General features: G+C 66.8%; 19 protein-coding genes and 2 tRNA genes. 5 read left to right on the top strand and 16 right to left on the bottom strand.

Translation table 11 applies throughout. The features are described from left to right. The first annotated feature begins 8 nt into the window (after positions 1-8). Positions 9-1,271 (top strand): acyl-CoA dehydrogenase family protein, encoded by a 1,263-nt coding sequence (locus tag ACWGIC_RS26575; protein ID WP_452078636.1) that lies wholly within the window; start codon positions 9-11, stop codon positions 1,269-1,271. Positions 1,272-1,319: 48 nt separating this feature from the next. On the opposite strand, the gene ACWGIC_RS26570 is transcribed toward ACWGIC_RS26575, so the two are convergent. From ACWGIC_RS26570 to ACWGIC_RS26540, 7 genes are all read right to left on the bottom strand, one after another. Continuing rightward, on the bottom strand, positions 1,320-2,072 hold the full coding sequence (locus tag ACWGIC_RS26570) for an HD domain-containing protein (protein ID WP_452078635.1): 753 nt from the start codon (positions 2,070-2,072) through the stop codon (positions 1,320-1,322). A gap of 12 nt (positions 2,073-2,084) precedes the next feature. Continuing rightward, on the bottom strand, positions 2,085-3,038 hold the full coding sequence (locus ACWGIC_RS26565) for a GlxA family transcriptional regulator (protein ID WP_452078634.1): 954 nt from the start codon (positions 3,036-3,038) through the stop codon (positions 2,085-2,087). 260 nt (positions 3,039-3,298) lie between these two features. Continuing rightward, positions 3,299-5,578, bottom strand: a complete 2,280-nt coding sequence (locus tag ACWGIC_RS26560; protein ID WP_452078633.1) for a hypothetical protein — start codon at positions 5,576-5,578, stop codon at positions 3,299-3,301. A gap of 22 nt (positions 5,579-5,600) precedes the next feature. Next, positions 5,601-5,673, bottom strand: a tRNA-Tyr gene (locus tag ACWGIC_RS26555). A 10-nt stretch (positions 5,674-5,683) separates the two neighbouring features. Further along, positions 5,684-5,758: transfer RNA gene (locus tag ACWGIC_RS26550), tRNA-Lys, on the bottom strand. Positions 5,759-6,023: 265 nt separating this feature from the next. Next, positions 6,024-6,782 carry a hypothetical protein gene (locus ACWGIC_RS26545; protein WP_452078632.1) on the bottom strand — a complete coding sequence of 253 codons (759 nt, stop codon included), beginning with the start codon at positions 6,780-6,782 and terminating at the stop codon, positions 6,024-6,026. A 208-nt stretch (positions 6,783-6,990) separates the two neighbouring features. Then, positions 6,991-7,857 carry a helix-turn-helix transcriptional regulator gene (locus ACWGIC_RS26540; protein WP_452078631.1) on the bottom strand — a complete coding sequence of 289 codons (867 nt, stop codon included), beginning with the start codon at positions 7,855-7,857 and terminating at the stop codon, positions 6,991-6,993. Between the two features lie 205 nt (positions 7,858-8,062). Between ACWGIC_RS26540 and ACWGIC_RS26535 the strand changes: the two genes are divergently transcribed. Continuing rightward, positions 8,063-9,055: an aldo/keto reductase gene (locus ACWGIC_RS26535; protein WP_452078630.1), complete on the top strand. Its 993-nt coding sequence runs from the start codon at positions 8,063-8,065 to the stop codon at positions 9,053-9,055. A gap of 219 nt (positions 9,056-9,274) precedes the next feature. Here ACWGIC_RS26535 and ACWGIC_RS26530 read toward each other — a convergent pair whose 3' ends face one another. The 8 genes from ACWGIC_RS26530 to ACWGIC_RS26495 all read right to left on the bottom strand — a co-directional run bounded on the left by ACWGIC_RS26530 (position 9,275) and on the right by ACWGIC_RS26495 (position 18,419). Beyond that, complete coding sequence (locus ACWGIC_RS26530) at positions 9,275-10,609, bottom strand: KamA family radical SAM protein (protein WP_452078646.1); 1,335 nt, start codon at positions 10,607-10,609, stop codon at positions 9,275-9,277. Between the two features lie 342 nt (positions 10,610-10,951). Beyond that, positions 10,952-11,740 (bottom strand): enoyl-CoA hydratase, encoded by a 789-nt coding sequence (locus ACWGIC_RS26525; protein WP_452078629.1) that lies wholly within the window; start codon positions 11,738-11,740, stop codon positions 10,952-10,954. Positions 11,741-11,763: 23 nt separating this feature from the next. After that, entirely contained in the window at positions 11,764-12,972 is a 1,209-nt protein-coding gene (locus ACWGIC_RS26520; RefSeq protein WP_452078645.1) for a YbfB/YjiJ family MFS transporter, read from the bottom strand. A gap of 204 nt (positions 12,973-13,176) precedes the next feature. After that, on the bottom strand, positions 13,177-13,563 hold the full coding sequence (locus ACWGIC_RS26515) for a cupin domain-containing protein (protein WP_452078628.1): 387 nt from the start codon (positions 13,561-13,563) through the stop codon (positions 13,177-13,179). Between the two features lie 55 nt (positions 13,564-13,618). Next, positions 13,619-14,596, bottom strand: coding sequence for a class I SAM-dependent methyltransferase (locus ACWGIC_RS26510; protein WP_452078627.1), 978 nt, complete (start codon positions 14,594-14,596; stop codon positions 13,619-13,621). Next, positions 14,593-16,464 (bottom strand): FAD/NAD(P)-binding protein, encoded by a 1,872-nt coding sequence (locus ACWGIC_RS26505; RefSeq protein WP_452078626.1) that lies wholly within the window; start codon positions 16,462-16,464, stop codon positions 14,593-14,595. Before ACWGIC_RS26505 ends, ACWGIC_RS26510 begins: the two co-directional genes overlap by 4 nt. Next, a complete protein-coding gene (locus tag ACWGIC_RS26500) occupies positions 16,457-17,311 on the bottom strand; it encodes an N-acyl homoserine lactonase family protein (protein ID WP_452078625.1) in 855 nt (284 codons plus the stop codon). The genes ACWGIC_RS26505 and ACWGIC_RS26500 overlap by 8 nt, the downstream gene beginning before the upstream one ends. Before the next feature lie 496 nt (positions 17,312-17,807). Next, positions 17,808-18,419: a hypothetical protein gene (locus tag ACWGIC_RS26495; RefSeq protein WP_452078624.1), complete on the bottom strand. Its 612-nt coding sequence runs from the start codon at positions 18,417-18,419 to the stop codon at positions 17,808-17,810. An 829-nt stretch (positions 18,420-19,248) separates the two neighbouring features. Between ACWGIC_RS26495 and ACWGIC_RS26490 the strand changes: the two genes are divergently transcribed. After that, positions 19,249-19,383: a hypothetical protein gene (locus ACWGIC_RS26490; protein ID WP_452078623.1), complete on the top strand. Its 135-nt coding sequence runs from the start codon at positions 19,249-19,251 to the stop codon at positions 19,381-19,383. Positions 19,384-19,679: 296 nt separating this feature from the next. On the opposite strand, the gene ACWGIC_RS26485 is transcribed toward ACWGIC_RS26490, so the two are convergent. Next, the gene (locus tag ACWGIC_RS26485) at positions 19,680-19,847 is read right to left on the bottom strand and encodes a hypothetical protein (protein WP_452078622.1); all 168 of its coding nucleotides are present in this window, start codon (positions 19,845-19,847) and stop codon (positions 19,680-19,682) included. A 431-nt stretch (positions 19,848-20,278) separates the two neighbouring features. Here ACWGIC_RS26485 and ACWGIC_RS26480 point away from each other — a divergent pair, with 431 nt between their 5' ends. After that, the gene (locus ACWGIC_RS26480; protein WP_452078621.1) at positions 20,279-20,482 is read left to right on the top strand and encodes a hypothetical protein; all 204 of its coding nucleotides are present in this window, start codon (positions 20,279-20,281) and stop codon (positions 20,480-20,482) included. Between the two features lie 742 nt (positions 20,483-21,224). Then, positions 21,225-22,124, top strand: coding sequence for a DMT family transporter (locus ACWGIC_RS26475; RefSeq protein WP_452078620.1), 900 nt, complete (start codon positions 21,225-21,227; stop codon positions 22,122-22,124). Positions 22,125-22,197 lie beyond the last annotated feature (73 nt).

The following is a 22,197-nucleotide window of genomic DNA, read 5'->3' as shown; positions in this document are numbered from 1 at the left end:
AGAACTCCATGATCGAGTGGTCCGAGACCGAAATCCTGATCCGCGACGCCGTCCGCGAGTTCGTCGACAAGGAGATCCGGCCGCTCGCGGACGAACTGGAATCGGGTGCGCTGCCGCCCTACGCCCTCATCCGGAAGTTGTTCGCCAGCTTCGGCATCGACGCCATGGCACGGGAGAGCGTCGCGAAACTGCTGGAGAGCCAGCGCCGGAAGGAAGCCGCGATCGCTTCGGGCGAGCCGAAACCGCCCCGCCGGGAGAAGTCCCGGGGGAGCGAGTTCGGCGGCCAGGAGGCGATGGCGGTGATCGCCGCGAGCGAACTGGCCGGGGTCAGCCTGGGACTGGTCGCCTCCATCGGGGTCAGCCTCGGGCTCACCGCGCAGACGATCCTGGCGAAGGGCACTCTGGCGCAGAAAGAACGCTGGCTGCCGAAACTGGCCACGTTCGAGCACGTCGGCGCGTGGGCGATCACCGAACCGGACTCCGGCTCCGACGCGTTCGGCGGGATGAAGACGTCCGTCCGGCGCGACGGCGACGGCTATCTTCTCAACGGGCAGAAGACGTTCATCACCAACGGTCCCTTCGCGGACGTCATCGTGGTCTACGCCAAGCTGGACGAGGGCGACGGCACCGGGCAGCGCGACCGCAAGGTGCTCGCCTTCGTGCTGGACAAGGGAATGGACGGCCTGACCCAGGGCAAGCCGTTCAAGAAGATGGGGATGATGTCGTCGCCCACCGGCGAACTGTTCTTCGACAACGTCAAGCTCGGCCGGGACCGGCTCCTCGGCGGGAAGGAACCCGCCGAGGACACCGGCGACAGCAAGGACGAGGTCAAGTCCGGTTTCGCAGTGGAACGCGTCGGCGTGGCCGCGCTGGCGCTGGGCATCATCAACGAATGCCAACGGCTGTGCGTCGGCTACGCGAAGAGCCGCACTCTCTGGGGCCAGGAGATCGGCCGGTTCCAGCTCGTCCAGCTCAAGCTGGCGAAAATGGAGATCGCCCGGATCAACGTGCAGAACATGGTGTTCGCCAGCCTGGAGAAAATGCGCGAGGGCAAGAAGATCACCCTCGCCGAAGCGTCCGCGATGAAGCTGTACTCCGCCGAAGCGGCGACCGAAGTGGCGATGGAAGCCGTGCAGCTTTTCGGCGGGAACGGCTACATGGCCGAATACCGGGTGGAACAACTCGCCCGCGACGCCAAATCGCTGATGATCTACGCGGGCAGCAACGAGATCCAGGTGACCCATATCGCCAAGGCCCTGCTGGGCCGGTGAGCACCGCGCGGTGCCCGGCCGCGGAGCTTTCCGCCTGGCGCGAGGGATTCAGTCTCCCCACGTGTTCGCGTCGAGGACCATGTCCCAGGTCGGATAAGGCGCCGCGGGATGGCGTTGGTGGAAGATTTCGCCGGGGAGCGTCATCGGGGGCGCCTTGCGGGGGTTCGCGAGACTCTGGCTGACCATGACGTCGGTGAGGGCACGGCAGCCGCCGAGCCGGGGATAGCGGGCGTGCACGCGGTCGGCGAAACCGGGCGGGAGCTGGCCCGGTTCGTCGGGGCCGGTGAGGTCGATGCCGATACCGGTTTGTGCGACGACGATCTCGGCCGGGCGACGGCGCCGGAACACCGGCGATTCGTGCAGCTGCGGAGTGGTGTGCAGGGCGATGGCGTCCCACACGGTGTCGACGCGGCGGTCGGTGATGCCGTGGCTTTCCAGGAACCGCGCGGCGAAATCGGCTCCGGCCATTTCGAACCGCTGGTCGGTGTTGCCCTCTTCGGCCAGCCCCATGTCGTGGAGCACGCAGATGAGGAACATCAGCTCGGAATCGTAGTCCTCGTCCGGTCGTTGCCCCTGCAGCTTGGCGGCGGCCCGCGCGAACAGGAAACTGCGCAGGCTGTGGTTGCGCAGGAACGGTTGCTGCGCAGCGGTTACCAGGCTCTGGGCGCGCCGCGCGAGCCAGGTGGCAGGGAAGGCGAGTCCGTCCGGCGCCGCGCTGGCCGCCGGAGCGCCGAGTGCGAGCGCGGCTGCACCGGCCGCGGCACCGCCGAGCACGGCGCGCCGGGAAACGTGATCCGGCATCTGGGTTCTCCTTTACGAAAACGCGAACCGTTGCCGGTACGCGGACGGGGTAATGCCGAGGACTTGAAGGAACAGGCGGCGCATGCTCTCGGAGGAACCGAAACCGCAGCGGCGCGCCACGGTCTCCACGCCGGCGTCGCCGGATTCGAGCAGCACCCGGGCGGCCTCGACGCGGATGCGGGCGACGTACTGGCCCGGCGTGACGCCGAGTTCCCGCTGGAACAGCCGGCTCAGCTGACGCTCGCTGACCCGCGCACGCGTCGCCATGCCCGACAGCGTGTGATCGCCCGCCGGTTCGGCCGCGACCGCGTCCAGCACGCCGCGCAGCGCCGGGGTTTTCGGGGCGGGGACGTCGCTCCAGACGCTGAACTGCGACTGGCCGCCGGGACGGCGCAGGAACACCACCAGCTGCCGCGCAGCCTCCCTGGCGACGTCCGGCCCGAGGTCCTCCTCGACCAGCGCGAGCGCCAGGTCGATGCCCGCGGTGACCCCGGCCGAGGTCGCGATCCGGCCGTCCCGCGCGTAGATGGCGTCCGGGCGCACGGCGACACCGGGAAACCGCGCGGCCAGTTCGGCGCACATGGCCCAGTGCGTGGTGGCCTTCCGCCCGGTCAGCAACCCGGCCTCCGCCAGCAGGAACGCGCCGGTGCACACCGAGGCGACCCGGCGCGCGGCATCGCCGAGCCGCCGGATCTCGGCGAGCAGTTCCGGAGCAGCGGAGCCGACCCGGCCCGGGGCAGGCCCAGGAACGAGCACCGTGTCGACCTGTCCGTCTATATCGGACAGTGCACAATCGACGCCCAGCACCACCCCGGTGTCCGAACGCACCGGCTGCCCGTCCGCCGACGCGAGCCGCACCCGGTAGCCGCCCGCGCCGTCGAGCACCTGGACCGGGCCCGCGAGATCGAGCAGCACCACACCGGTGCACACCGCTACGACAACCTCTAGCCGGGCCTTGTCGGTCATACCTGAAGTCTTGTCAAGGGATCAGGTAGTCCACAAGGACAACCGCCCCACAGATCCGGCCACGCACTTCCTCGCCAACCGCGCCCTGGCCGGGGTCCGGTCGTCCAGGGCGCGGTTGCCGACGAATTGGCCGTGCTGCGGAATGACCGATCGCGATTTCGCCTGGACGCAACCATTCCGCGGCTCAGCGACCGGCGAGCGCGCCCTTATGATGCAGCGGTTGGCGTCGCTGAACGGCACTCTCGACGCGGCACGACGATTCAGCGCGCGTGGCGGCCGGGCTCAGGCAGGCACCAATGCCGGTCGGTGCTCCAGCCGAGGAAGCGCCGTCCTGTCCCGTCGGCCGTCCGGCCTTCCGGGGTGAACCGGCCGCCTTCCACCACCTGCGCCAAGCCGGTGACTGCCGGAGCGAACCGCTCGGCCAGCCCCGTCCGGGCCACCTGCTCGGCGAGCCGGCTTACGGTCGCCCGCTGGGTGTCGGGGTCGCAGAAGCTCAAGAAGAACAGCGCCTGCCGCCAGGCGTAAGCCGCGTTCTTGACCGCCTGCAGGGCCGCGTAGTGATGGTCGGCGCGGATCGACAGCCGGTTCACCGTCCACGTCAACGACTCGGCGGCCAGTTCCGGGGCCGATTCCCGGAGCCGATTCCGCAGCTCCAGGGTGTCCACCAGGACTGCCAGGTTCTGCGTCGTGAGGATCTGGCTCTGCTCCAGCACGGTGCCGTTCGCGGCCACTGAACCGGACCGGCTCCCGGCCCGGGCTTCGGCCGCTCGAGCCACGCACACGTCGGCGAACTCGTCGGCGGTGCGCTTGGCGAACACGCGGAACGGACGCGGGCGCGGTGCCGAGGTCCAAGACTCCGGCAGGTCGTAGTAGCGGGCATAGAGCGTGCCCGCCATCGCGCGGCTCGTGAGTTCGGCCGCCGTGCGCCACTTCGCGGTGAACGTGCCCATGAAGATGTCGGCGGCGACCTCCTCCACCAGCGGCATCGGCAGCCCGGCCTGTTTCGCCAGCGCGCCCAGTTCGCGCACCAGCGTGTTCGGCAGGATCGCCTGCGGGAACGCGTTGAGCGCCAGCAGCACTGTCTGGGCAAGCGTCTGGCGTGCCGCCCGCGCAGTGTCCGGACGCCGCGCTCGCAACGGATCGATCGCGTTGATCCAGGGCAGTTCCTCAAGCCGCACCTGGTGTTCCAGGTCGAGCAGCAGCAAGCTTCGCCGACGCCGGAAGGCCGCGTAGGTCTGGGCGTACAGCGTCGAAAGCTGCTCGTTCTCGAAGTTCGCCGCCAGCAGCTGCGCGGTGATCTGCGGCAGGACCGTCGCGAGCACGTCGGCCGAGGTGATCACGTTGCGCGCGACCAGTTCCTCGATCGGCGCCTCCAGCGCGCGGGCGACCTTGGCCGCCAAGTGTTCCGGCACGTCCTCGGCGACCGGCTCGATCGCCGGGATCCCGCCGTCGGCCGGGTAACGGTCCAGCCGTTCGGCCAGCGCGGCCGCGAGTTCGGCGTGGGTGGGCCGCGCGGCGACCGCGGCCTGCAACGCGCGCAGCGCCGCCCGCGGTTCCGAGCCCGGCTCGCCGTGTTTGGTGATCGTGTTCGCCAGGGCCCGGCGGATCCAGCCCACGTCCCGGCCGGACAGCGCCGCGCTGTCGTGTTCGCACGCCAGCAACGCGCGGTGCAGCCGGGCGAAGTTGCTCTTCGGATGGGTGTGGGCTTGGGACGCGGTGTGCTGGGCGCTCGCGCTCGCGTAGTCCGCGAGCCACTGGGCGCGGCGCTGTGCCCAGTCCTGCGGCCAGGTACGGCACGGCCAGCCGCCGGTGACGCCAGTTCCGTCCAGCCGCGGCAGATCGCCCTCCACGGTGTCGCACCACAGCGCGACCAGGCGGTCGAACAACGGATGCCACACCTTCAGCGTTTCCAGCATTGCCGCGATGGCGGGCCGGGTGGTCGCCGACCGCAGCGTCTCCCGGACGTCGCCGACCGTGCTCAGCCGCACCAGCGCACCCGCCGGTCGCGGTGCCGCGCCGGGAAGCGGAGCCAGCCGCAGGCGAGGCAGAAGCGGACGAAGCTCGGCGATCAGGTCGAGCGCGGCTTCGGCGTGCCCGTGGTCCAGCAGCCACGCCACGGTCGGCAGCGCGGCGTCCTCCGGCACCTCGATGCGGTAGGACTCGGAAGCCAGCATGGCGCGCAGTGCGGCGAGCCCGGCGTCGGTGAGATACCAGAGGTTGAGCCGTTCACGGTCGGTCGTGCCCGGCCCGTCGGCGCACAGCGCGGCCTCGGCGGGGGAAAGCGGCACCTCGGCCAGGAAACGACCGGTGGCGAACCCGCCGTGCGCGACCTCGAGGGTCACCCACGCCGGAGTGTCCGCGACCGGAGTCCGCGAGCCGACCTGCAGGGATTCATCGGCCATGCCGGCCAGGACGTCCCGCCACCGGCTTGCTTTCGCCTGGGCTCGCTGGCGCGTCGCGCTGTCCTTCGCGGACGCGGCGGTGCGCACAGCCCGCTGCAACTGCGCGTAGGCGTACTCCGGCGACGCGGTGTGTCCCATGTGGATTCCCCCTGTGGTCAAGACTTGGAGGCAGGGTTCGAACCTGCGCCCTCCCGGAATACAGCCGGGTGTTCTGCCTGCTGAACTACTCCAAGACGCGGGGGATGGACATGGAGGCGGGACTCGAACCCGCGCCCTCCCGGTGAAAAGCCGAGTGATCTGCCGCTGATCTACTCCATGCCGCTCCCCGTGTTGGCGAGCTTAAGCCGCCGCGGGGGAGCGCCGCCACCGATATTCCGCGGCCTCCGCTCTTTCCAGGGGGTGAGCCTGTTGCGAGGCAAGCGGTACACGCGCTTGAGCAGACGAGCTGCAGCTGGACACCGGCAGCCAGGCCGATGCTGCCGAGCGGCGCAGCATCCGACGTTTGCCCGTAGCCGCCGGTCTGCCCGCCAGCTCCCTGCCTTCATCTGTCCACAATGGACTCAGCGGCGCGGTTGGCTCTCTGTCAGCGGCACTTGGCGCTGTCGGCGATCGCCACTCCGCCGACGGTGCCGTCGGCGGCGGGGGTGAACACGAAGTGCCAGCCCGGTTTTTCCGCGATGGGCAGCTCGAACCGTCCGGCCGGGTCGGCCTTCAGACCGCGCGCGTCGTACGCCTTGTGCAGGTCGGCCAGCGAGGATCCGGCGCCGATGCTCTCCGCGGTCTTCGCTCCGGGAGGGGCGCCGAGCTCGTGCAAGCCGTTCTTGCCGAACGAGGCGCCGCCGGCCGCGGCGAACGCCTTGTCGCGCGCTTCTCGTTTGACTGCCAGGTCGGCGGCGGCCTGAGCGGAGTCGGCCGCGAGTTGAGCCGCCTCCGCGTCCTTGGCGGCTGCTTTGGCCGAATCCGCGGCCGACCCGCCCGTGCTTTGCTTCGCGTCCCGGTCGGCGGCGTCCGATTTGGAGTGGAGGTCGTCGGCCTTCCGCTGCGCCTCGGCCTCGGCGGCCATCCGGGCCTGGTCCGGCGCGGGGCCGCCCTGCCAGCTCAGGACGGTGCAGCCGTCCAGCATGGACACCGGCGCGTTGGCGAGTTTCCCGGTGGCGAGAGCCGCTTCCTTGGCCATCCCCGGGGCGATGCCCCGGTAGCCGCCCGCGCCGAAGACCTCGACGTGGGCGGCGGAGGTTTCCGGCGGGGCCGCGGCGGTCCCCGGCGAACACGCTGCCAGCGCGGCGACGGCGACGAGCGCCGCGGCCGAACGGCCGGCAAGCATGGCAAAACCCTGGTGCATGTGATTCCCCTCGTACCGGACCCGTTTTTCCGGGTCGTCGTTCCCGGCGGGGTATCGCTCAACCGCCCCCATTGGTTACCGGACGAGTCGACGGGGTGTTTCGGCTAGCCGTCCGCTTCAGCGTCGGGCGCCTGTGCTAGCCGCTGGCGCCAGCACGACCGCAAACGTAATCGCTTCCGGCAATTCTCTTCTCAAGAAAACGAGCGCTTTACCCCTCGCTAGCCGTCGTCTGCTGCGTGGCCGCCCACGACGCCAGCAGCGCCAGCCCGTCAGCGGCCGGTGTGCCCGCCGGGGCGGTGTAGACGTTGAGGTGCAACCCCGGCTCGGCGGCCAGTTCCAGCGGCTCGACGTCCAAGTCGAGCCGGCCCACGACCGGATGGCGCACCCGCTTCCGGCCGGACCGGTGCAGCCGCACGTTCTGGGACGCCCACTGCTGCCGGAACAGCTCACTGCACGTCGACAGCTCGCCGACCAGGGCGATCAGCTCCTCGTCGTGCGGATTGCGGCCCGCTTCCATGCGCAGTTTCGCGGCCACGCCGCTGGAAACCAGGTCGTAGTCGACAAAGAATTCCCGGGCCTCCTCGGGCTTGAGATAGAGGAATCGCGCTGTGTTCGCGGGCCGTCGCGGGTCGGCCAGCACCGGCGAATACAGCGCGCGACCGAGGTGGTTCGTGGCGAGCACGTCATAACGGCCGTTGCCGATCCAGGCTGGCGCGTCGGAGATCGCGTCGAGGACCTGCTGGAGCGTCGAGCGCACTGTCACGGCAGGCTTGCGCCGACGTGGGCCGGAGTGCCGCGCGAGGTGGAACAGGTGCTCGCGCTCCGCCTCGTCGAGCTGCAGGGCAGAGGCCAGCGCCTCGAGCACGCCGTCGGAAGCACCGGCGAGACCGCCGCGCTCCATGCGCACGTAGTAGTCGACCGATACCCCCGCGAGCAGTGCTACCTCCTCGCGGCGCAGTCCTTTGACCCGGCGGTTGCCGCCGTAGGCGGGCAGTCCTGCTTGCTCGGGGGCGATGCGGGCGCGCCGCGAGCTGAGGAACTCCCGGATCTCGGTGCGCAGATCCATCGTGGTCATCTGCGTATCGTAAGCCCGTCCAGCGGCCCGAGGGAGGCACTGCCGGTACCCCCGACGACCGGCCTGGAGGCGAGAGGGGCTCTCGCGGTACCTGTCCCACGAGGATCTCCCGGCCGCCCGCAGCGCCTGCTTAGCCTGAGGCGGTTCCCGGTTGAACACCGGGGAAACCATGGCTTGGACGATGTTTACTGAAGGAGCATCTGCGGTGCAGAAGCGCGAACTGGGACAGCAACTCGAAGTTTCCGCTCTAGGGCTCGGCTGTATGGGCATGAGCTTCTTCTACGGTCCCGCCCCGGACCGGGCCGAGATGACGAAGCTGCTGCGGGCGGCAGTCGACCGCGGCGTGACCTTCTTCGACACTGCCGAAGTTTATGGTCCTTTCACCAATGAAGAGCTGGTCGGCGAGGCGCTGGAGCCGGTGCGCGACCAGGTGGTGATCGCCACCAAATTCGGTCTCCGGCACGGCGAACACGGACCGACCCCGGCGTCGGGGCTCGACAGCCGCCCGGAACAGATCCGCCGGGTGGCGGAGGCCTCGCTCAAGCGTCTTCGAACCGAGAGCATCGACCTTTTCTACCAGCACCGCGTCGATCCCGACGTGCCCATCGAAGACGTGGCCGGCACGGTGAAAGAGCTGATCTCCGAAGGCAAGGTCAAGCATTTCGGTTTGTCGGAAGCGGGCGCGGAGACAATCAGCCGAGCCCACGCCGAACAGCCGGTGACAGCGCTGCAAAGCGAATACTCGCTGTGGACGCGAGAGCACGAAGCCGAGGTTATTCCGGCCTTGGAGAAGCTGGGCATCGGACTGGTGCCCTACAGCCCGCTGGGGAAAGGCTATCTGACCGGCAAAATCGATGATCGCACGCCGCTGGCCGACGATGATCTTCGCCGCTCCCTGCCGCGCTTCACCCCGGAAGCACGCCAGGCCAATCAGGCATTGGTCGACTTGCTTCAGCAGATCGCCGGCGACAAGAAAGCGACCCCGGCCCAGATCGCGCTCGCTTGGGTGCTGGCGCAAAAGCCGTGGTTCGTGCCGATCCCCGGCACCACCAAGCTGCACCGCCTCGAAGAAAACCTCGGTGCGCTCGACGTCGAACTGACGCCCGGCGACCTGCAACGCATCGAGGAGGCCGCGGCGCGGATTCCGATCCATGGCGAGCGGGTTCCCGAGCAGTTGAAGCCAATCTTCGGCCGTTAAACCGCGCAGTGTTAAGACGGAAACGAGGTCTCCGGTATTTATTGGCCGTCAAGCCAATTACCGGAGACCTCGTTCGCTTTTGAGCACGCCCTGCAGTGCAAGCCTTATCGATCAATCTCCGCGCGGCCCGCACATCACAATCATCCCCAGCACGGTCAAGATCCCCCACTGTCCCCCAAAACACCGTTCGCCTCGAGAAGGCGCAGTGCAAGTCCGCCGCTACTGGCAGACGGATGTTTCAGAACCGGGGCTTTCCTCGAAGGGGAACCGGTCGCTGAAAGCGGGTTTGAGATCGCTCAGCCAGACGGCAGCAGGGTCGTACTCGGCGTAGAACGGCCTCCCGACCAGCTCGGGATCGCGGGCCTGGATCAAATGCAGCGCGAAGACCTTGCGGCCGGCCAGTTCGACCACCCCGTCCACGCAGACCTTGCCCGCCGTGGTCGACATGGAGGGTCCGCGCACCGTCCGTGCCAGGCCGGAGACCACGGCATAGGCGTCGCGGAATACTTCGTGCGCGCGCACGAGCGGCACCGAGAAATAGTCTGCGGGGCCGGTGTCGCGCTCCACGAACATGTAGTACGGGACCATGCCCAGGCGCACCTGCTTGCGCCACATCGATTCCCACGCCCGCGCCGAATCGTTGATGGAACGGATCAGCGGCGCCTGGGTGCGGATGACGGCCCCGGTGCCGCGGATCCGGGCGATCGCCTGCTCGACGATCGGGGTCTCGAGCTCTCGCGGATGGGAGAAATGGGCCATCAGGGCCAGGTTCCGGCCCGAGTCGACGACCTGCTCGAACAGCGCGAGCAGATCGTCGGCGTCCGGGTCGGTCACGAATTTGCGCGGCCAGAACGCCAATGCCTTGGTGCCGATCCGGACGGACTCGATCTGGTCGAGCGCGAGCAGCGGTTCCACGTACTGCCGAAGCACCCTCGCGCTCATGATCATCGCGTCGCCGCCGGTGATCAGCACATTGGTGACCTCGGGGTGGGCGAGCAGATAATCGACGAGTTCCTGGCCGCCGCCGTCGGACGCGATCCGCAAGCCGGGTTCGCCGACGAACTGCGCCCAGCGGAAGCAGTAACTGCAATAGGCGTGGCAGGTCTGCCCCTGGCGGGGGAAGAACAGAACCGTCTCGCGGTACTTGTGCTGCATGCCCTCCAGCACGTTTCCGTCCACGACCGGCCGGTTGAGCTGCAGCTGACCCGCCGGGTGCGGGTTGAGCCGCATCCGCACGCGGTGAGCGGCCTGCTGGATCTCCTGGGGCGGCGCGGAACGGCGCAGCAGGCCGGCGATGTGGTCGACGTCGTCGGGCGGCAGCATGTCCTTCTGCGGGAACATCAGCCGGTAGATCGGGTCGTCCGGGGCCGCCGACCAGTCGATCAGTTCGTCGACCACGTAGTTGTTGGTCCGGAACGGCAGGACCTCCGCCACGGCTCGCACCGCCAGCCGCTCGTCGGCCGGCAATCCCGCGCGGGCGGTCAGCTCGTCCAGGTGCCTGGGGCCGAAGGCACGGAAGCCGCGGTTAACGGACGTTTTCTGGGCGGTATCCATCAGTGTCACGTGCGCACCCTCACTCTGCTGACGAAGGCCGCGAAGCCCTCTTCGATCCTGGACAGCCCCCGCGCCAGGCGAGGCGGGGACGGCGGGTCTGCGCAGTGAGGGCTTCTTCGCTGCTCAGCGTTCATGGTCGTCGTGTTCCTCCTCGAGAAAGAGCGTCAAGAAAGCCGACGCGATATCCGCCGCGCGGCGGCCGCCGGAAAGGAATCCGCGGAAGACCGGGAATTGACTCTTCGGTCCGGCGTTGATTTTCCGTTTCCGGGGGAGTGTTCGCAAGGTCCCCCGGAAACGGCTTTGCCGGTCGGCCGGCGGATCACGACACCATCGGCCGCCGTATCAGCGGTGCTTGAACTGCGGTGTGCGTTTGGCGAGGAAGGCGTCCATGCCTTCGCGCTGGTCTTCCGTGCCGAACAACGCCTGGAACATGCGCCGCTCGTAGGTCAGTCCCTCGGAAAGCGGGCTTTCGAAAGCCCGGTTCACGCAATCTTTGGCCAGCATCACGCTGGGCATGCCCAGGCCGCAAATGGTGTCGGCCGCGGTCAGTGCTTCCTGCATCAGTTCGTCGGCTGCCACCACCCGCGACACCAGCCCGGCGCGCTCGGCCTCGGCGGCGTCCATCATCCGGCCGGTCAGCACCATGTCCATCGCCTTGGCCTTGCCCACCGCCCGCGGCAGCCGCTGCGTCCCGCCCGCGCCGGGCACGATGCCCACCGTGATTTCGGGCTGGCCGAACTTGGCCGTATCGGCGGCGATGATGAAATCGGCCATCATCGCCACCTCGCTGCCGCCGCCGAGTGCGTAGCCCGCCACCGCGGCGATGACGGGTTTCCTCACCTGGCGAAGCGTTTCCCAGTTGCGCGAGATGAAGCCGGATTTGTAGGCCTGAATGAAGTCGTAGTCCTTCATCGCGGCGATATCGGCTCCGGCGGCGAATGCTTTGTCGGTGCCGGTCAGCACAATGCAGCCGATGCCCTCGTCCTGGTCGAAGGCGAGCAGCGCCGCCCCCAGTTCGTCCATGACCTGGTCGTTGAGGGCATTCATCTGCTTCGGCCGGTTGAGCCGGATCACGCCGGTCTTCAGCGGCCGTTCGCCGTGCACGCTGGTGAGCAGGTATTCGTAGGGCACGCCGTTCCTCCTGGGCTCGGGGGTTACGCGGACCGGCCGCTGTGTCCGTCGTACGATCGGCTCAGCTGATCAGCGGCTGGACGCTGCAGTAGATTCACACCCGCGGCGGCCGCCAGCAACACCGGCGACACCCAGAAACCGGCGGAGATGTTCCCGGTGGCGTCGGAAATCGCACCCGCCAGCATGGGGGAGACGGCCTGCCCGAACGCGAACGCGACGGTCAGCAGCGCGATGGCCGCCGTCCACGAAGAGACGGGCAACTGCCGCTGCGCCACGATGGTGATCGCGGTCGGACCTGCCAGGAAGCTGCCCCCGAAAAGGATCGCGGACACGAACATCGCGGTCAGGCTTCCCGGAAAGACGAGAACCGGCAGCGTGCCCAGCATGACCGTCGCGAAGACCATGGACGGCCCCCGGGCCTCCCGGACGACTCCGAGCACCTTTCCCCACAGCATGGTCGCCACGGCCGACACCAGGCCCAGTACCGACCAGAACCAGATCACCTGCCCGCTGCTGCGGCCCTGCTCCTGCAACAGCGCGATAATGAACGTCATATAGCCGACATATCCGGCTCCGAACAGCCCGTATCCGATGAAGGTGGGCATGATCTGGCGGAATTCCCGGCCCCGCAGCAGGGCGATGCGCCCGCCTTTCGGCTCCTGCACGCCGCGTGCGGCCCACCAAGCCGCCGGCAGGCACACCGCGCCGATGACGCCGAGGACGATCCACCCTTCCGGCCAGTGCTGCACGCCGTCCCCCAGAACGAGGGGAATGGCCACACCGGACACGAAAATGCCGACGCCGACGCCTGCGACATAAAGACCGACGAGCGTGCCCCGCCGGCGCGGATCCTGCGCCGGGCAGATCGCGGAGGCCAATCCGGCGCCCAGGATAAAGGTGAGAGCGGTCGAAGCGCCTCCGATGGTCCGCAGAGCCATGAGGGCGACCACATTGGTGGTGGCCGCGGTAACCAGCAGAACCACGACGCTTACGGCGTAGCCGAGGAGAAACGTGCGCGTCATTCCCCAGTGATAAGCCACCCAGGCCGCCACGAGCGCACCCACGACGTACCCCGCGCCGTTCGCGGTGTTCATCGCGCCGGCTTCGACATACGTCCAGCCCAGATCCGAGCGCATCGGCGGCAGCAGCAAACCGTAGGAAAACCGGGAGAGCCCCAAAGCGACCGCCGCGCCCCCGGACAACCCCAGCGCTGTGCCGACCTCCCTCCACATTCGCCTTCGGCTGACGTCGGTTTTCGGGGGCAACTCTGCTGTCACGGCAATTACCTCGAGACGCGGTTGTGAAGGAATACCAGCAAGCTTGACTCCGCAAGCCCGACGAACATTACCGCCGTGCCGGCAAGGCCACGAGACGGCCTCTCGGACGCGGACTTGCCCGAAGCCCGGTCCGAGAGGCCGTCCGCCGGCTCGTATCCGTTACGGGGCCGCCCGGTCGACGGTCGCGAGCGGTTTGGTGTCGCTGACGATGAAAGTGCACAGCACCTTCAGCGGGTCAGGGCCGGGAACCCGCGCGTAGTGCACAGCGTCGGAGGGAACCGTGTAGGAACTGCCGAGCGGCTGGTGCTGGTCGGGCTTGCCTTCGACGCACAAGTAGAACTCGCCGCCGAGCACGTAGCCGGTTTCGATGCCGGGGTGGGTGTGCGGGGAGGCACTCGTGCCGGCCGGGACCTCGATGATGCTCGTGTTGAGGACGTATCCGTCGGGAAATTCGGTTTTCTCCAGAAGCGTCCGCTTGATGCCTCCCTGGGTGTATACCGGCGGGGTCTCGACGGCCGGTCCGTTGGATGCTGCGACGTCTCCCATGCTGCTCCTCCTAGAGCGGTTTTCCTGCGTTCTCTGGTCAGTCACGAAGCCGGCACTACCTTTTGACCGCAATCGCCGCCAGGGCGGTGCGCGGGATTTCCGCGAGGTAGTGCTCTTGCTCGCGCCGGACCGAGACCGGTCCGAGCGTCTTCTCGACGAGAGGTTCCAGCCTCTCCTCGATGTCTTGCGGCGAGCCGGAGATCTTGCAGAGGTCATAGGCGCTGTGCAAATGCAGGATCGCGTTGCGTTTCGCCTCCCCGGCCGTCTGCCCCTCCAGCCGGTACGGGTCATTCATGTCGCGTATTGTTATATCGGAAAATCCGGCGTCGGCAAAGAGGCCGCGAATCTCCGCGCGAGTGAGATGTTCGTGGGGGTGTCCCGTGCTCGAATACGGATGCACGACATCGTCGAAGAACCGCGCGGCGCCTTGGCCGGCCTCGAAAGCGTGCACTACGAGCCGGGCTCCGGGCTTGAGCGTGCGGTACGATTCCGCGACGGCCAGCCGCCGGGTCTCCGGGCTCAGAAGTTGCGTGCCGTAGCCGATGAGAACGCCGTCCAGCGAATCGTCCCGGAACAAGCTTCTCGCCGCGGACTGGCGAATATAGGGCAGACCATGGGCGCGGCACGAGCTTATCATCAGATTCGAGATGTCAGCTGTGATGACTGTGGGAGCGTTTTCTCCGAGAGTCGCTGCCAACCGCGCGACCGTACCGCTGCCGCCAAGGATGTCAAGGACCCGGAGAGAGGATGCGGGCGTTTCGCGAGCAGCCGGGGAGAACAGTTCCAGGAGGCTCTTCATGCCGACTTCCCGGCTGTTCGCGGTGTTCTGCGTTTGGCTCCAGGCCAGCCCGCGGCCTCCGGTATCCTGGTCCTCGAACTCCCAGGAAAACTCGTTCAGTTCCTTGAGGTAGTCCGCGATCGCCCCGGCCTCGATGCGCTCCGGGTCGAGCAGTTCGCGGAGACCGGGGTGCTTTTCGCGGATCTCCCGCAGGTACTCCTCGAAGGTAAGGTCAGCTATGTAGCTGCTGGTCATCGGACTGCCTCCGAACGAATATCAGGCGTAGCCGCCGAGCGCGCAGCGCCCTCCGCGGCGATATCGGCAAAAATCCCGAGCACGATCCGTTCGGCGTCGGCGGTCTGCCTCGACGCGATTCCCGGACGCGGCAGGGCATGGGTGTAGAAATGCGGCCCCTCGACCACGAACCCGACGGCCCACAACCTGGAGTGAACGCGGCCGTCGGCCTTTTTCACCCGCAGGTTCTCGTCGATGTCGATCCCGGACGGATGATAATCCCCGTTCATGAACGGCCTGACCAGGCCGCGCCGCGCAAGGTTCGCGGACAGGTGAGAAGAGTCAGTGCGCGGCGAGTACTTGTCGAGTCTTGCCGAGACCACCACGTCGACATCGACAGCTGCCGGCCCGCCGGGAAAATCCAGCGAAATCCGGTAGTTGTGCTCGTCGTCAGGCGTCTCAACCCTGCTGGCGGCGCCACCGGCTACCTCGAGGATCCCGGCTTCGAAGAGGGCCAGCCATTCTTCATTGCGGCGCAGCGGAGGGCCGAAGGAGACCCGGTTCACGGTCGCGTCGAATTGCTCGACGAAATAGCGATGCGAGTCTGGCGTCAAACCGCCGAACTCCACCGCTGCGCGGAACGCCTCGCGGGCGTCCCGCAAGACGTCCGTCGCGGCCTTGACGCCGCTGGTGCAGTTGCCGCGGTACGCCTCGCCGAGGTCGTTTTCCATAGCTGCCAGGAACCATCGGCGAAACTCTGCAGGCGAGCTGAAGGACTCGTGTTCCAGCGGCCACAGGATCTGCCGGATCAACCGGATCTCCTCCGGCGTCGGCGTGAACCCGGCCGTGTCGACGTGCTCGCCGCTTTCCGCGGTCCGATAGGCATAGGCCATTTCGGTCATGATCAGCGGCAGAAGATCAGTGCGGAAATCAATCCGCGCATCGCCTAGAGCCGCGGCGCGGGCCCGAATCTGAGCCACCGCCTGCGGCGTGAAAAACTGGCAGACGTGGCGTCCGGTCCGCCCCTTCTGGTTGATCCCGCGGGCCGCGAACGGCAGTGCCTGACGAGAACAGAGCCAGACCCGTGGCTCACGTCCCGAAGCGTTGTACACCAACTTGCCCTGCTCGGTCCGATACTCGCCGCCACGACCCAACGTAAGCGCCGAAACCACATCGTGAGCAGTAAGACCGAGACCCTGGATCGCGACCCGAGCGTCGCTGGTGATCGCGTCCAGCTTGCTGATGGGGTAGGGAGACGCAAAGTAGGCGAGGCGCGGATTCGCGGCCTTTTTGTCTTGGGCGAAGTCGGCTAGCCGCCGATCCTCCTCGGTCTGCGCGCGGTGACCGTGTCCCATGGCGAGCACAGAATAGTGCGCGACGACTGTCTGCCCATTGTCGAGAGCAATCGCGTACACCTCATCCTCGAACCGCACGTCAATCGCCCGTGCGCGCACGTGCTCGACACGGATATTGAGCGGCAGCGCGGAGACGACCTCGCGGCCGAAAGCAGCCAGGTACTCGCCGAGGAGGACGCGAGAGAGGTGGCTTCGCTCAGTCAATGGCTGCTCTTCATCCCCGTCAGGAGTGCGGGTTCCGCCCACATGCCGGCGATAGCGCTGCTCAGCGGCCCAGTCGAGCACCGATGGCGTGCTGTCGTCCCCGACGGAACTCAGCGGCGGGCGCATGGTGACCTGAGACGCGAGGGTGTTGATCAGAAGATGGCTGGGCTGGTCCGTGGGATGGCTTCCCTCGCCGAGGTTTCCCGGATCGATCACCACGACGTCGAGGCTTGTGTGGTTCGGCAGCCGTTTCCGGTGCTCCACAAGCCGCTCCAGGATGCTGAGCGCGCGGGGGCCGCCGCCGATGATGGCGAGCCGGAAGCTAGACATTGGCCGCACCCGCACGCGAGTCCTCGAAAGCCAGGGGCGCGATCGGGCTGGAGTGCACCATCGCGATGTCCGGACTCAGCGGAGAACGAGGGAATGCGGTCAGTACCAACGGATCGTGTCCCGGGATGATGTGGTCAAGGTCTTGGGCCCGCTCCGTGATGCGCTCGAAGCCGTCGAGATAATCCGAGATGTCGAGGAAGCTCGGATACGGAATGTTCCGGCGGATATTTTCGTAGTAGTGCACGGCGTCGCTGGCGAGCACGATCTCCCCGCGCTCTGTGGCCACGGTGACGAACTGCAGGCCTTTGGTATGGCCGCCGCACAGGTGTACCGAGATGCCTGGCGCGATCTCCGCGTCTCCGTCGACGAAGTTCAGCCGGCCCTCGTACAGAGTCTGCACGGCGTCAGCCACGTCGCCGACCTCGTAGACTTTTCGCAATTGCGGATGCCGCATGCTGTGCCCGGTGCAATATCGCATCTCGGCCGTCTGCAGATGAACTCGCGCGGCAGGAAACTGGGAAATATTTCCGGCGTGGTCATAATGCAGATGGGTGACGATGAGGTCGCTGACGTCCTCCGCGGCGACCCCCAGCCGCCCCAGAAGATCGAGCGGGCGCGAGTGATAGTGCCGACGACGCCGGACAGCGGTCTCCGGCGTGAAACCGGTGTCGACCAGCACAGTGCGCCCTTGCCCGCGAATCAGCCAGACGAAGAAGTCGAGCGGCATCTCCGGCACGTGGAGAGGATCCTCGCCGAGAAAGTTGTCGGCGCTGCTGCGGCCGTAGTGCGAGGCGTAGCGCAGGGCGAAAACCTCGTAGACGGGTGAATCGGAAATGCGCGGGGTCATCGCCGGACCGCCGAGGCGTCAACGGTTGCGGAGAATCGCGCGAGCGAGGGTCTGGGAGGCACCGCGGGCATAGTCGTGGCTGTCGGGAGACCTAGGGAGACCATGGCTGTGAAACATAGCCGGGAGCAAACATCGGCGGCAACAGTTCGAGTTGACACATCGAAAACGCGCGAGCTGTCAACTGCCGCGCGTCTCGATCCACACTTGCCGTTCATCCCCGTGTCGCCAGAGATTAGTACCTTACAGGCTGGACCCGGTACGCTGATTCCTGCTGACGGCACGCGTTGATCGCCGCCCTTGTCGCCTTAACTTTGCTTGCGCAGCAACGAATCAGTCCCTCAAGGCAGCCCTTTCTGATGATCGCGGGCATGGCGATTATACCGGGCTCATAGATCATCAACTCGGCCCGCGCGGCCGGATCTTCACTACGCCGATTGCGCCCCGGTATAGAACGTGCCCGCGGTCTGTCACAGTGAACCGCCGCTATCCGGCATTGCTATTCTGCTGCCTCAGCTCCTGTGCAAAATTTCGCCATTCCGCAGATGCTGAGCCATTGCAGCAAGGTCCGCGCGACGGCATTGAACCGCAACGCCGGATCCCTGCGCAACCCAGCGGGTCCGGGCTGGCCGAGGCCGCTCCCGGGCACCTTGCTCTTCGAATACTTCATCGGTACCGGGTAGTCGCCACGACGCAGCCGGCCGCGGGCCGTCCCCATCGACATGCTGGCCTCGCCCGCCATCTCTCGTAACGGAGTGCCTGGCCGGTCAACGATGATCTTGGCAGCTGCCCGCCTGGACAACGACCGTACCCTGCCGTCTTCGCCGATCCGGGTGTGCGACTGTGAGAAATTAGCAGTTGCACGGCTCCGGGCCGCCGCCACCGTCGGCACGCTCAACCCGGTCGCCTCGGCGATGGCCCGATCCGGCCACGCTGCCCGCGACCCCGGTATCCGCAAGACCGCCGCCTCGCGATCTGCCCGGCCATGCGCCACATTCCTCTGAACGGACTGCACAAACGCTTCGAAATCCGTATCCGCAAAGCGCGTAATTGAGGTTTCCGTATCACTCCGCAAGTGAGCAGGGAGGATTCGATGCTTCCCGTCGATCATCCGCGTAGCAGGCCCATGCACGAGAACCGACGGTAGCCGTGCACCGGCAAGCACCAACGCGTCAAGCGACGCTGATTCCGACATCGTGTTCCCCCAAGATGCCCGATCCGGCCACCACCGACCGGGCTACCACTGTCGCAGACCTGTTGCCCGGTTGGCAATCGTTCCTCCAGGGCAACCGACGGTTCATTTCTCACCGGCCGCCTGCGAGTTCGGCGCATGCTCCGAGGCAGCGGCGCGCCTTGGCCTCGACCATTCCTGCTCCGCGGTCCTGATGGCCGGAAAGGCGCTCGCCGTCCTGATTGCACCTTTGCTTCTCGGCTGCGAATGCTGTCCTTATTTCACGCTCGGGGCTGAAGGGTCATCAGTTCGATCGCCCGCTGCGCGGCAGACAAATAGGACAAATGTCTACCAGTGGCGGAGGGCTGGCCGGGTGCCCTCCGTTCTGCCCGGCCGCGACTGCCGGTGCCATTTCCGCAATTGCCCGCCCGGGTCCGCTCGTGAGCTGCGGCTTTCCGCGACCGTTCGGATCGCTCGCTGCTGGGGAGGCAATGGTGTCGGCAGGCAGGCACAGTGCAGCAACGCCTGCCACGAGCGGATGGGTCCCCTGGGCAACGGCAGTTTTCGGATCACGGCAACCCCGGGATTGCTCGATAAGACCGTTGCCGCGCGGGGGTCTGCGGAAAGTCGCGGGATGAAGCGGCAGCGACCGGTCGGACCGTCGTCGATTCGCCGGACCAACGGGCATAGGAGACGGGCTTGAACCGTCCAGCAGGGCCTGTCGCGGTGAATCGCGTCCTTGCCCTCGGCGGTGCGGTGGACACCGTTGGTGCGGACACCGGTGCAGACCGGCCGCTTTCCCGACCGCACGGTCCGCCATGCTCTCTATCCGTTGTTTGATGTGATGGCGCACATCGGGTTGCGGCTGGTCGAGGTACAGGTCTCAAGCCAGATCGTGCGGTGAGGCCGGAAAAGGCTGCTGCGGCCGGGCTGGCCTTGAATGATTCGGCACTCCGCGGCAGCGGCCAGTTCGACCAATGCGCGAGTTGATGATCGGTATCGCCGCTGCGGGCAGGTTGGCGAGCCCTCGCGGGTGCGGCAGCGAAAGACGTCTCTGTCTGTTCAGGCGTGTGCTGGGCAAAGAGCCCGTGCGGGGCGATGGTGTCTCGGCCGGCGATGACGTAGCACGCTGGCACGGCGATCCCGGGCAGCTCCTCGAATATGCGCGCAAGCACCGCCTCCGGTTCCGAGCCAGCTGTGTCAGAACTGCTCTGCGACCACGCTGGTCATCGTGCGCACGACGTCGGCCATCTTGTTCGGCTCCAGCGAGATGGCTCCAACGGCCTGCGTGATGGCTTCGACGTCACGGAAGGACCTGTGAAATCCTGCGATGGCGGAATCGCCGCCTCGGCACCGCCCGCGTTCCACCGCATGAGTGTCATGACCGCGGACAGCTGGCCAGGTCGGTTGAGCGCGATCCGCACGCTGAGCACGCAGCCGACGGAGACGCCGACGAGGGCGAAGCGTTCGAGGTCGAGCTGATCGCAAGCGTCGATCACCGTTTCGGCGTTCCGGGCGAGGCTCGTTCCGTCGTCAGGCGCGACGCCGGACCCCTTGAACCAGTCACTCAGGGCCCCGCTCCCTTCCCGGACCTCTCAAGCACCGACCACCACGGACCGCAGCCCGGTCGCGCTCGAGTTCGAAGCCGGCCGCGGTCGTCGCCGAGTCTGCAGCCGCCTTCCCCCCCCGTGGCGAACCGCAGTGCCCAACGGGGCAAGCGACAGCACATACTCCGAGGCTTGATCAACGAGTGCGAACAGTGGGAGTCAAACGTGCTGGTCAGCGCCAGCAGCAGACTTATGGAACCCCGCAGGTGCCAGCGGGGAGAACTCGCCGGGCTGCGACTCAAGAAGAACTGCACCCGGCATAGCAACTTCGCCCGCCGCGCGTTCCGGCTGTCGGCTGACGTCAACGCCCGCTTCGCCGATCCGAAGATGCGGCTGGACGCTATCAAGACGGTGCTGAAGATCCACGGCCTGTGTCACAGCCGCAAACCTGGCTGATCGCTGATGGCATCCCCGTAGCCGCGCGAGCCCGCGCCTCGGCGACATCCTCGATGACGGGGCCCAAGCAACCTGCTCCCACGTCGCCGCAGGCGTCGAATGCCGACTGTTCGACGGCCCCCAGGTCCGCTAGGAAAAAAAACCAGTCGCCGGAGCACGACTCCATCCGGCGCCTGCACATGGCGGGCCGCGGCTTCCCGGGCGCGACCCGGCTTCTGAGCTGGTTGCGGTGTCTTGCCGGTGACCAGTGAGCGAGCGGCGTCCTGACGCGTCCGGCCGACGTGAAGCGCGGCGTCAGCTCACTCCGGTTTGCGAAGTGCAGCTGGAGCACTAGGCCAGAGAAGGCGCAACGGATGCCACCCAGTTCAAGGAATTCCCCCCACACCCTTTATTCGCCATTTTAAACATCGATTTTGTTGATCTTTCGCACGACGCTTCCGGTCAATTCATTCCAACGGCGTACGCAGTCCGCCGGGCAGCGCAGGCTCGTCGCCCTCTGTCGTCTGCTCGTGCGCACCCGCGATGCGGGGGAGAAGAGATTCGACCACCTGTCCAGGCCTTCAGGCGGCAATGTCACGCTTCGTATGACTAGATTACCTCTATCGAGTTGCCCGGCCCGCCCGGATTCCGTTAGCTTGGTTCAAGGAAGATCGACGTTGATCCGTCGTTCGTGTTCCGAGGGGGCAGTTGTGCACGCATATTTTTTGATTGCGGCGACGACGTGATGAAGAGCGCTGCAAGCGTGAATCTGGCGGTGAGCGTCGGGTTCGTGATTATGTGGAGTTCAGGGTTCATCGGGGCGAAGCTCGGCACGAGCGAATCTTCGACGTATCCACTTCTGATGTGGCGTTTCTTGGTCGCGGCGGCGATCTTGATGATCGTTCAAATGTTGCGTCGGGCGTTGCGTATGCCGATGCGCGAAGCTGTCGTTCATATTGTCGTCGGCCTGCTGGGCCAGGGCGTCTACCTGATCGGCACGGTCAAGGCAGTCGAGCTGGGCGTGGGGGCCGGGACCGTCGCTCTGGTGGCGGCGTTGCAGCCGATAGCGTCCTCCGCCGCGGCGGGTCCGGTACTCGGGGAGCGGGTCTCCGGCACCCAGTGGGCCGGTCTGGCAACAGGCTTGGCGGGAGTAGGTCTCGTGGTGTGGGGCGACCTGGCTCACCCGCACGAAGCTCCGTGGTGGGCATACACGCTGCCCTTTGCCGGGATGGGCGGTTTGGTCGTGGCAACCCTGGTCGAACGCCGGATGAACGTACGGACGAGTCTGGTGCAGGCGCTGAGCGTGCAGTGCATGGCCAACGCGGTCTTGTTCACGGCGCTGAGCTTTGCGGCCGGCGAAGCCGCATTGCCGAGCAGTGGAAATTTTTGGCTCGCGGTAGCCTGGTTCGTTGTGTTCTCCACGTTCGGCGGATATGGATTCTACTGGCTGGGAATTCGCCGCATGAATATCGCGAGAATGACCAGTCTGATTTACCTGACTCCGCCGACTACAATGATCTGGGCGTTCCTCATGTTCGGAGAGAAAATCGCTCCGCTTGCCATAGCGGGCGTTGCGATCTGCCTTCTTGCGGTGTTTCTCGCACGCCGGCCAGGTTGTGAAAAACCGAAGGAAGAACCAAGTCGGATGGGTAGTGTGGCATAACCGTATGCCCGTCGAATCTCCCTGCTGCGGATAGTACGGTAATGCCCGCGTTGCATATTCCTCTCGGGAGGGG

Source organism: Amycolatopsis sp. NPDC054798, assembly GCF_053611505.1.
This window is presented reverse-complemented; position numbering and strand designations above follow the sequence as displayed.

Bases quoted from the DNA above. Each gene is read 5' to 3' on its own strand.
- ACWGIC_RS26575 (WP_452078636.1), top strand. From the start codon at position 9: ATGATCGAGTGGTCCGAGACCGAAATCCTGATCCGCGACGCCGTCCGC.
- ACWGIC_RS26570 (WP_452078635.1), bottom strand. From the start codon at position 2,072: ATGCCGGATCACGTTTCCCGGCGCGCCGTGCTCGGCGGTGCCGCGGCC.
- ACWGIC_RS26565 (WP_452078634.1), bottom strand. From the start codon at position 3,038: ATGACCGACAAGGCCCGGCTAGAGGTTGTCGTAGCGGTGTGCACCGGT.
- ACWGIC_RS26560 (WP_452078633.1), bottom strand. From the start codon at position 5,578: ATGGGACACACCGCGTCGCCGGAGTACGCCTACGCGCAGTTGCAGCGG.
- ACWGIC_RS26545 (WP_452078632.1), bottom strand. From the start codon at position 6,782: ATGCACCAGGGTTTTGCCATGCTTGCCGGCCGTTCGGCCGCGGCGCTC.
- ACWGIC_RS26540 (WP_452078631.1), bottom strand. From the start codon at position 7,857: ATGACCACGATGGATCTGCGCACCGAGATCCGGGAGTTCCTCAGCTCG.
- ACWGIC_RS26530 (WP_452078646.1), bottom strand. From the start codon at position 10,609: ATGGATACCGCCCAGAAAACGTCCGTTAACCGCGGCTTCCGTGCCTTC.
- ACWGIC_RS26520 (WP_452078645.1), bottom strand. From the start codon at position 12,972: ATGTGGAGGGAGGTCGGCACAGCGCTGGGGTTGTCCGGGGGCGCGGCG.
- ACWGIC_RS26515 (WP_452078628.1), bottom strand. From the start codon at position 13,563: ATGGGAGACGTCGCAGCATCCAACGGACCGGCCGTCGAGACCCCGCCG.
- ACWGIC_RS26510 (WP_452078627.1), bottom strand. From the start codon at position 14,596: ATGACCAGCAGCTACATAGCTGACCTTACCTTCGAGGAGTACCTGCGG.
- ACWGIC_RS26505 (WP_452078626.1), bottom strand. From the start codon at position 16,464: ATGTCTAGCTTCCGGCTCGCCATCATCGGCGGCGGCCCCCGCGCGCTC.
- ACWGIC_RS26500 (WP_452078625.1), bottom strand. From the start codon at position 17,311: ATGACCCCGCGCATTTCCGATTCACCCGTCTACGAGGTTTTCGCCCTG.
- ACWGIC_RS26495 (WP_452078624.1), bottom strand. From the start codon at position 18,419: ATGATCGACGGGAAGCATCGAATCCTCCCTGCTCACTTGCGGAGTGAT.
- ACWGIC_RS26480 (WP_452078621.1), top strand. From the start codon at position 20,279: ATGGAACCCCGCAGGTGCCAGCGGGGAGAACTCGCCGGGCTGCGACTC.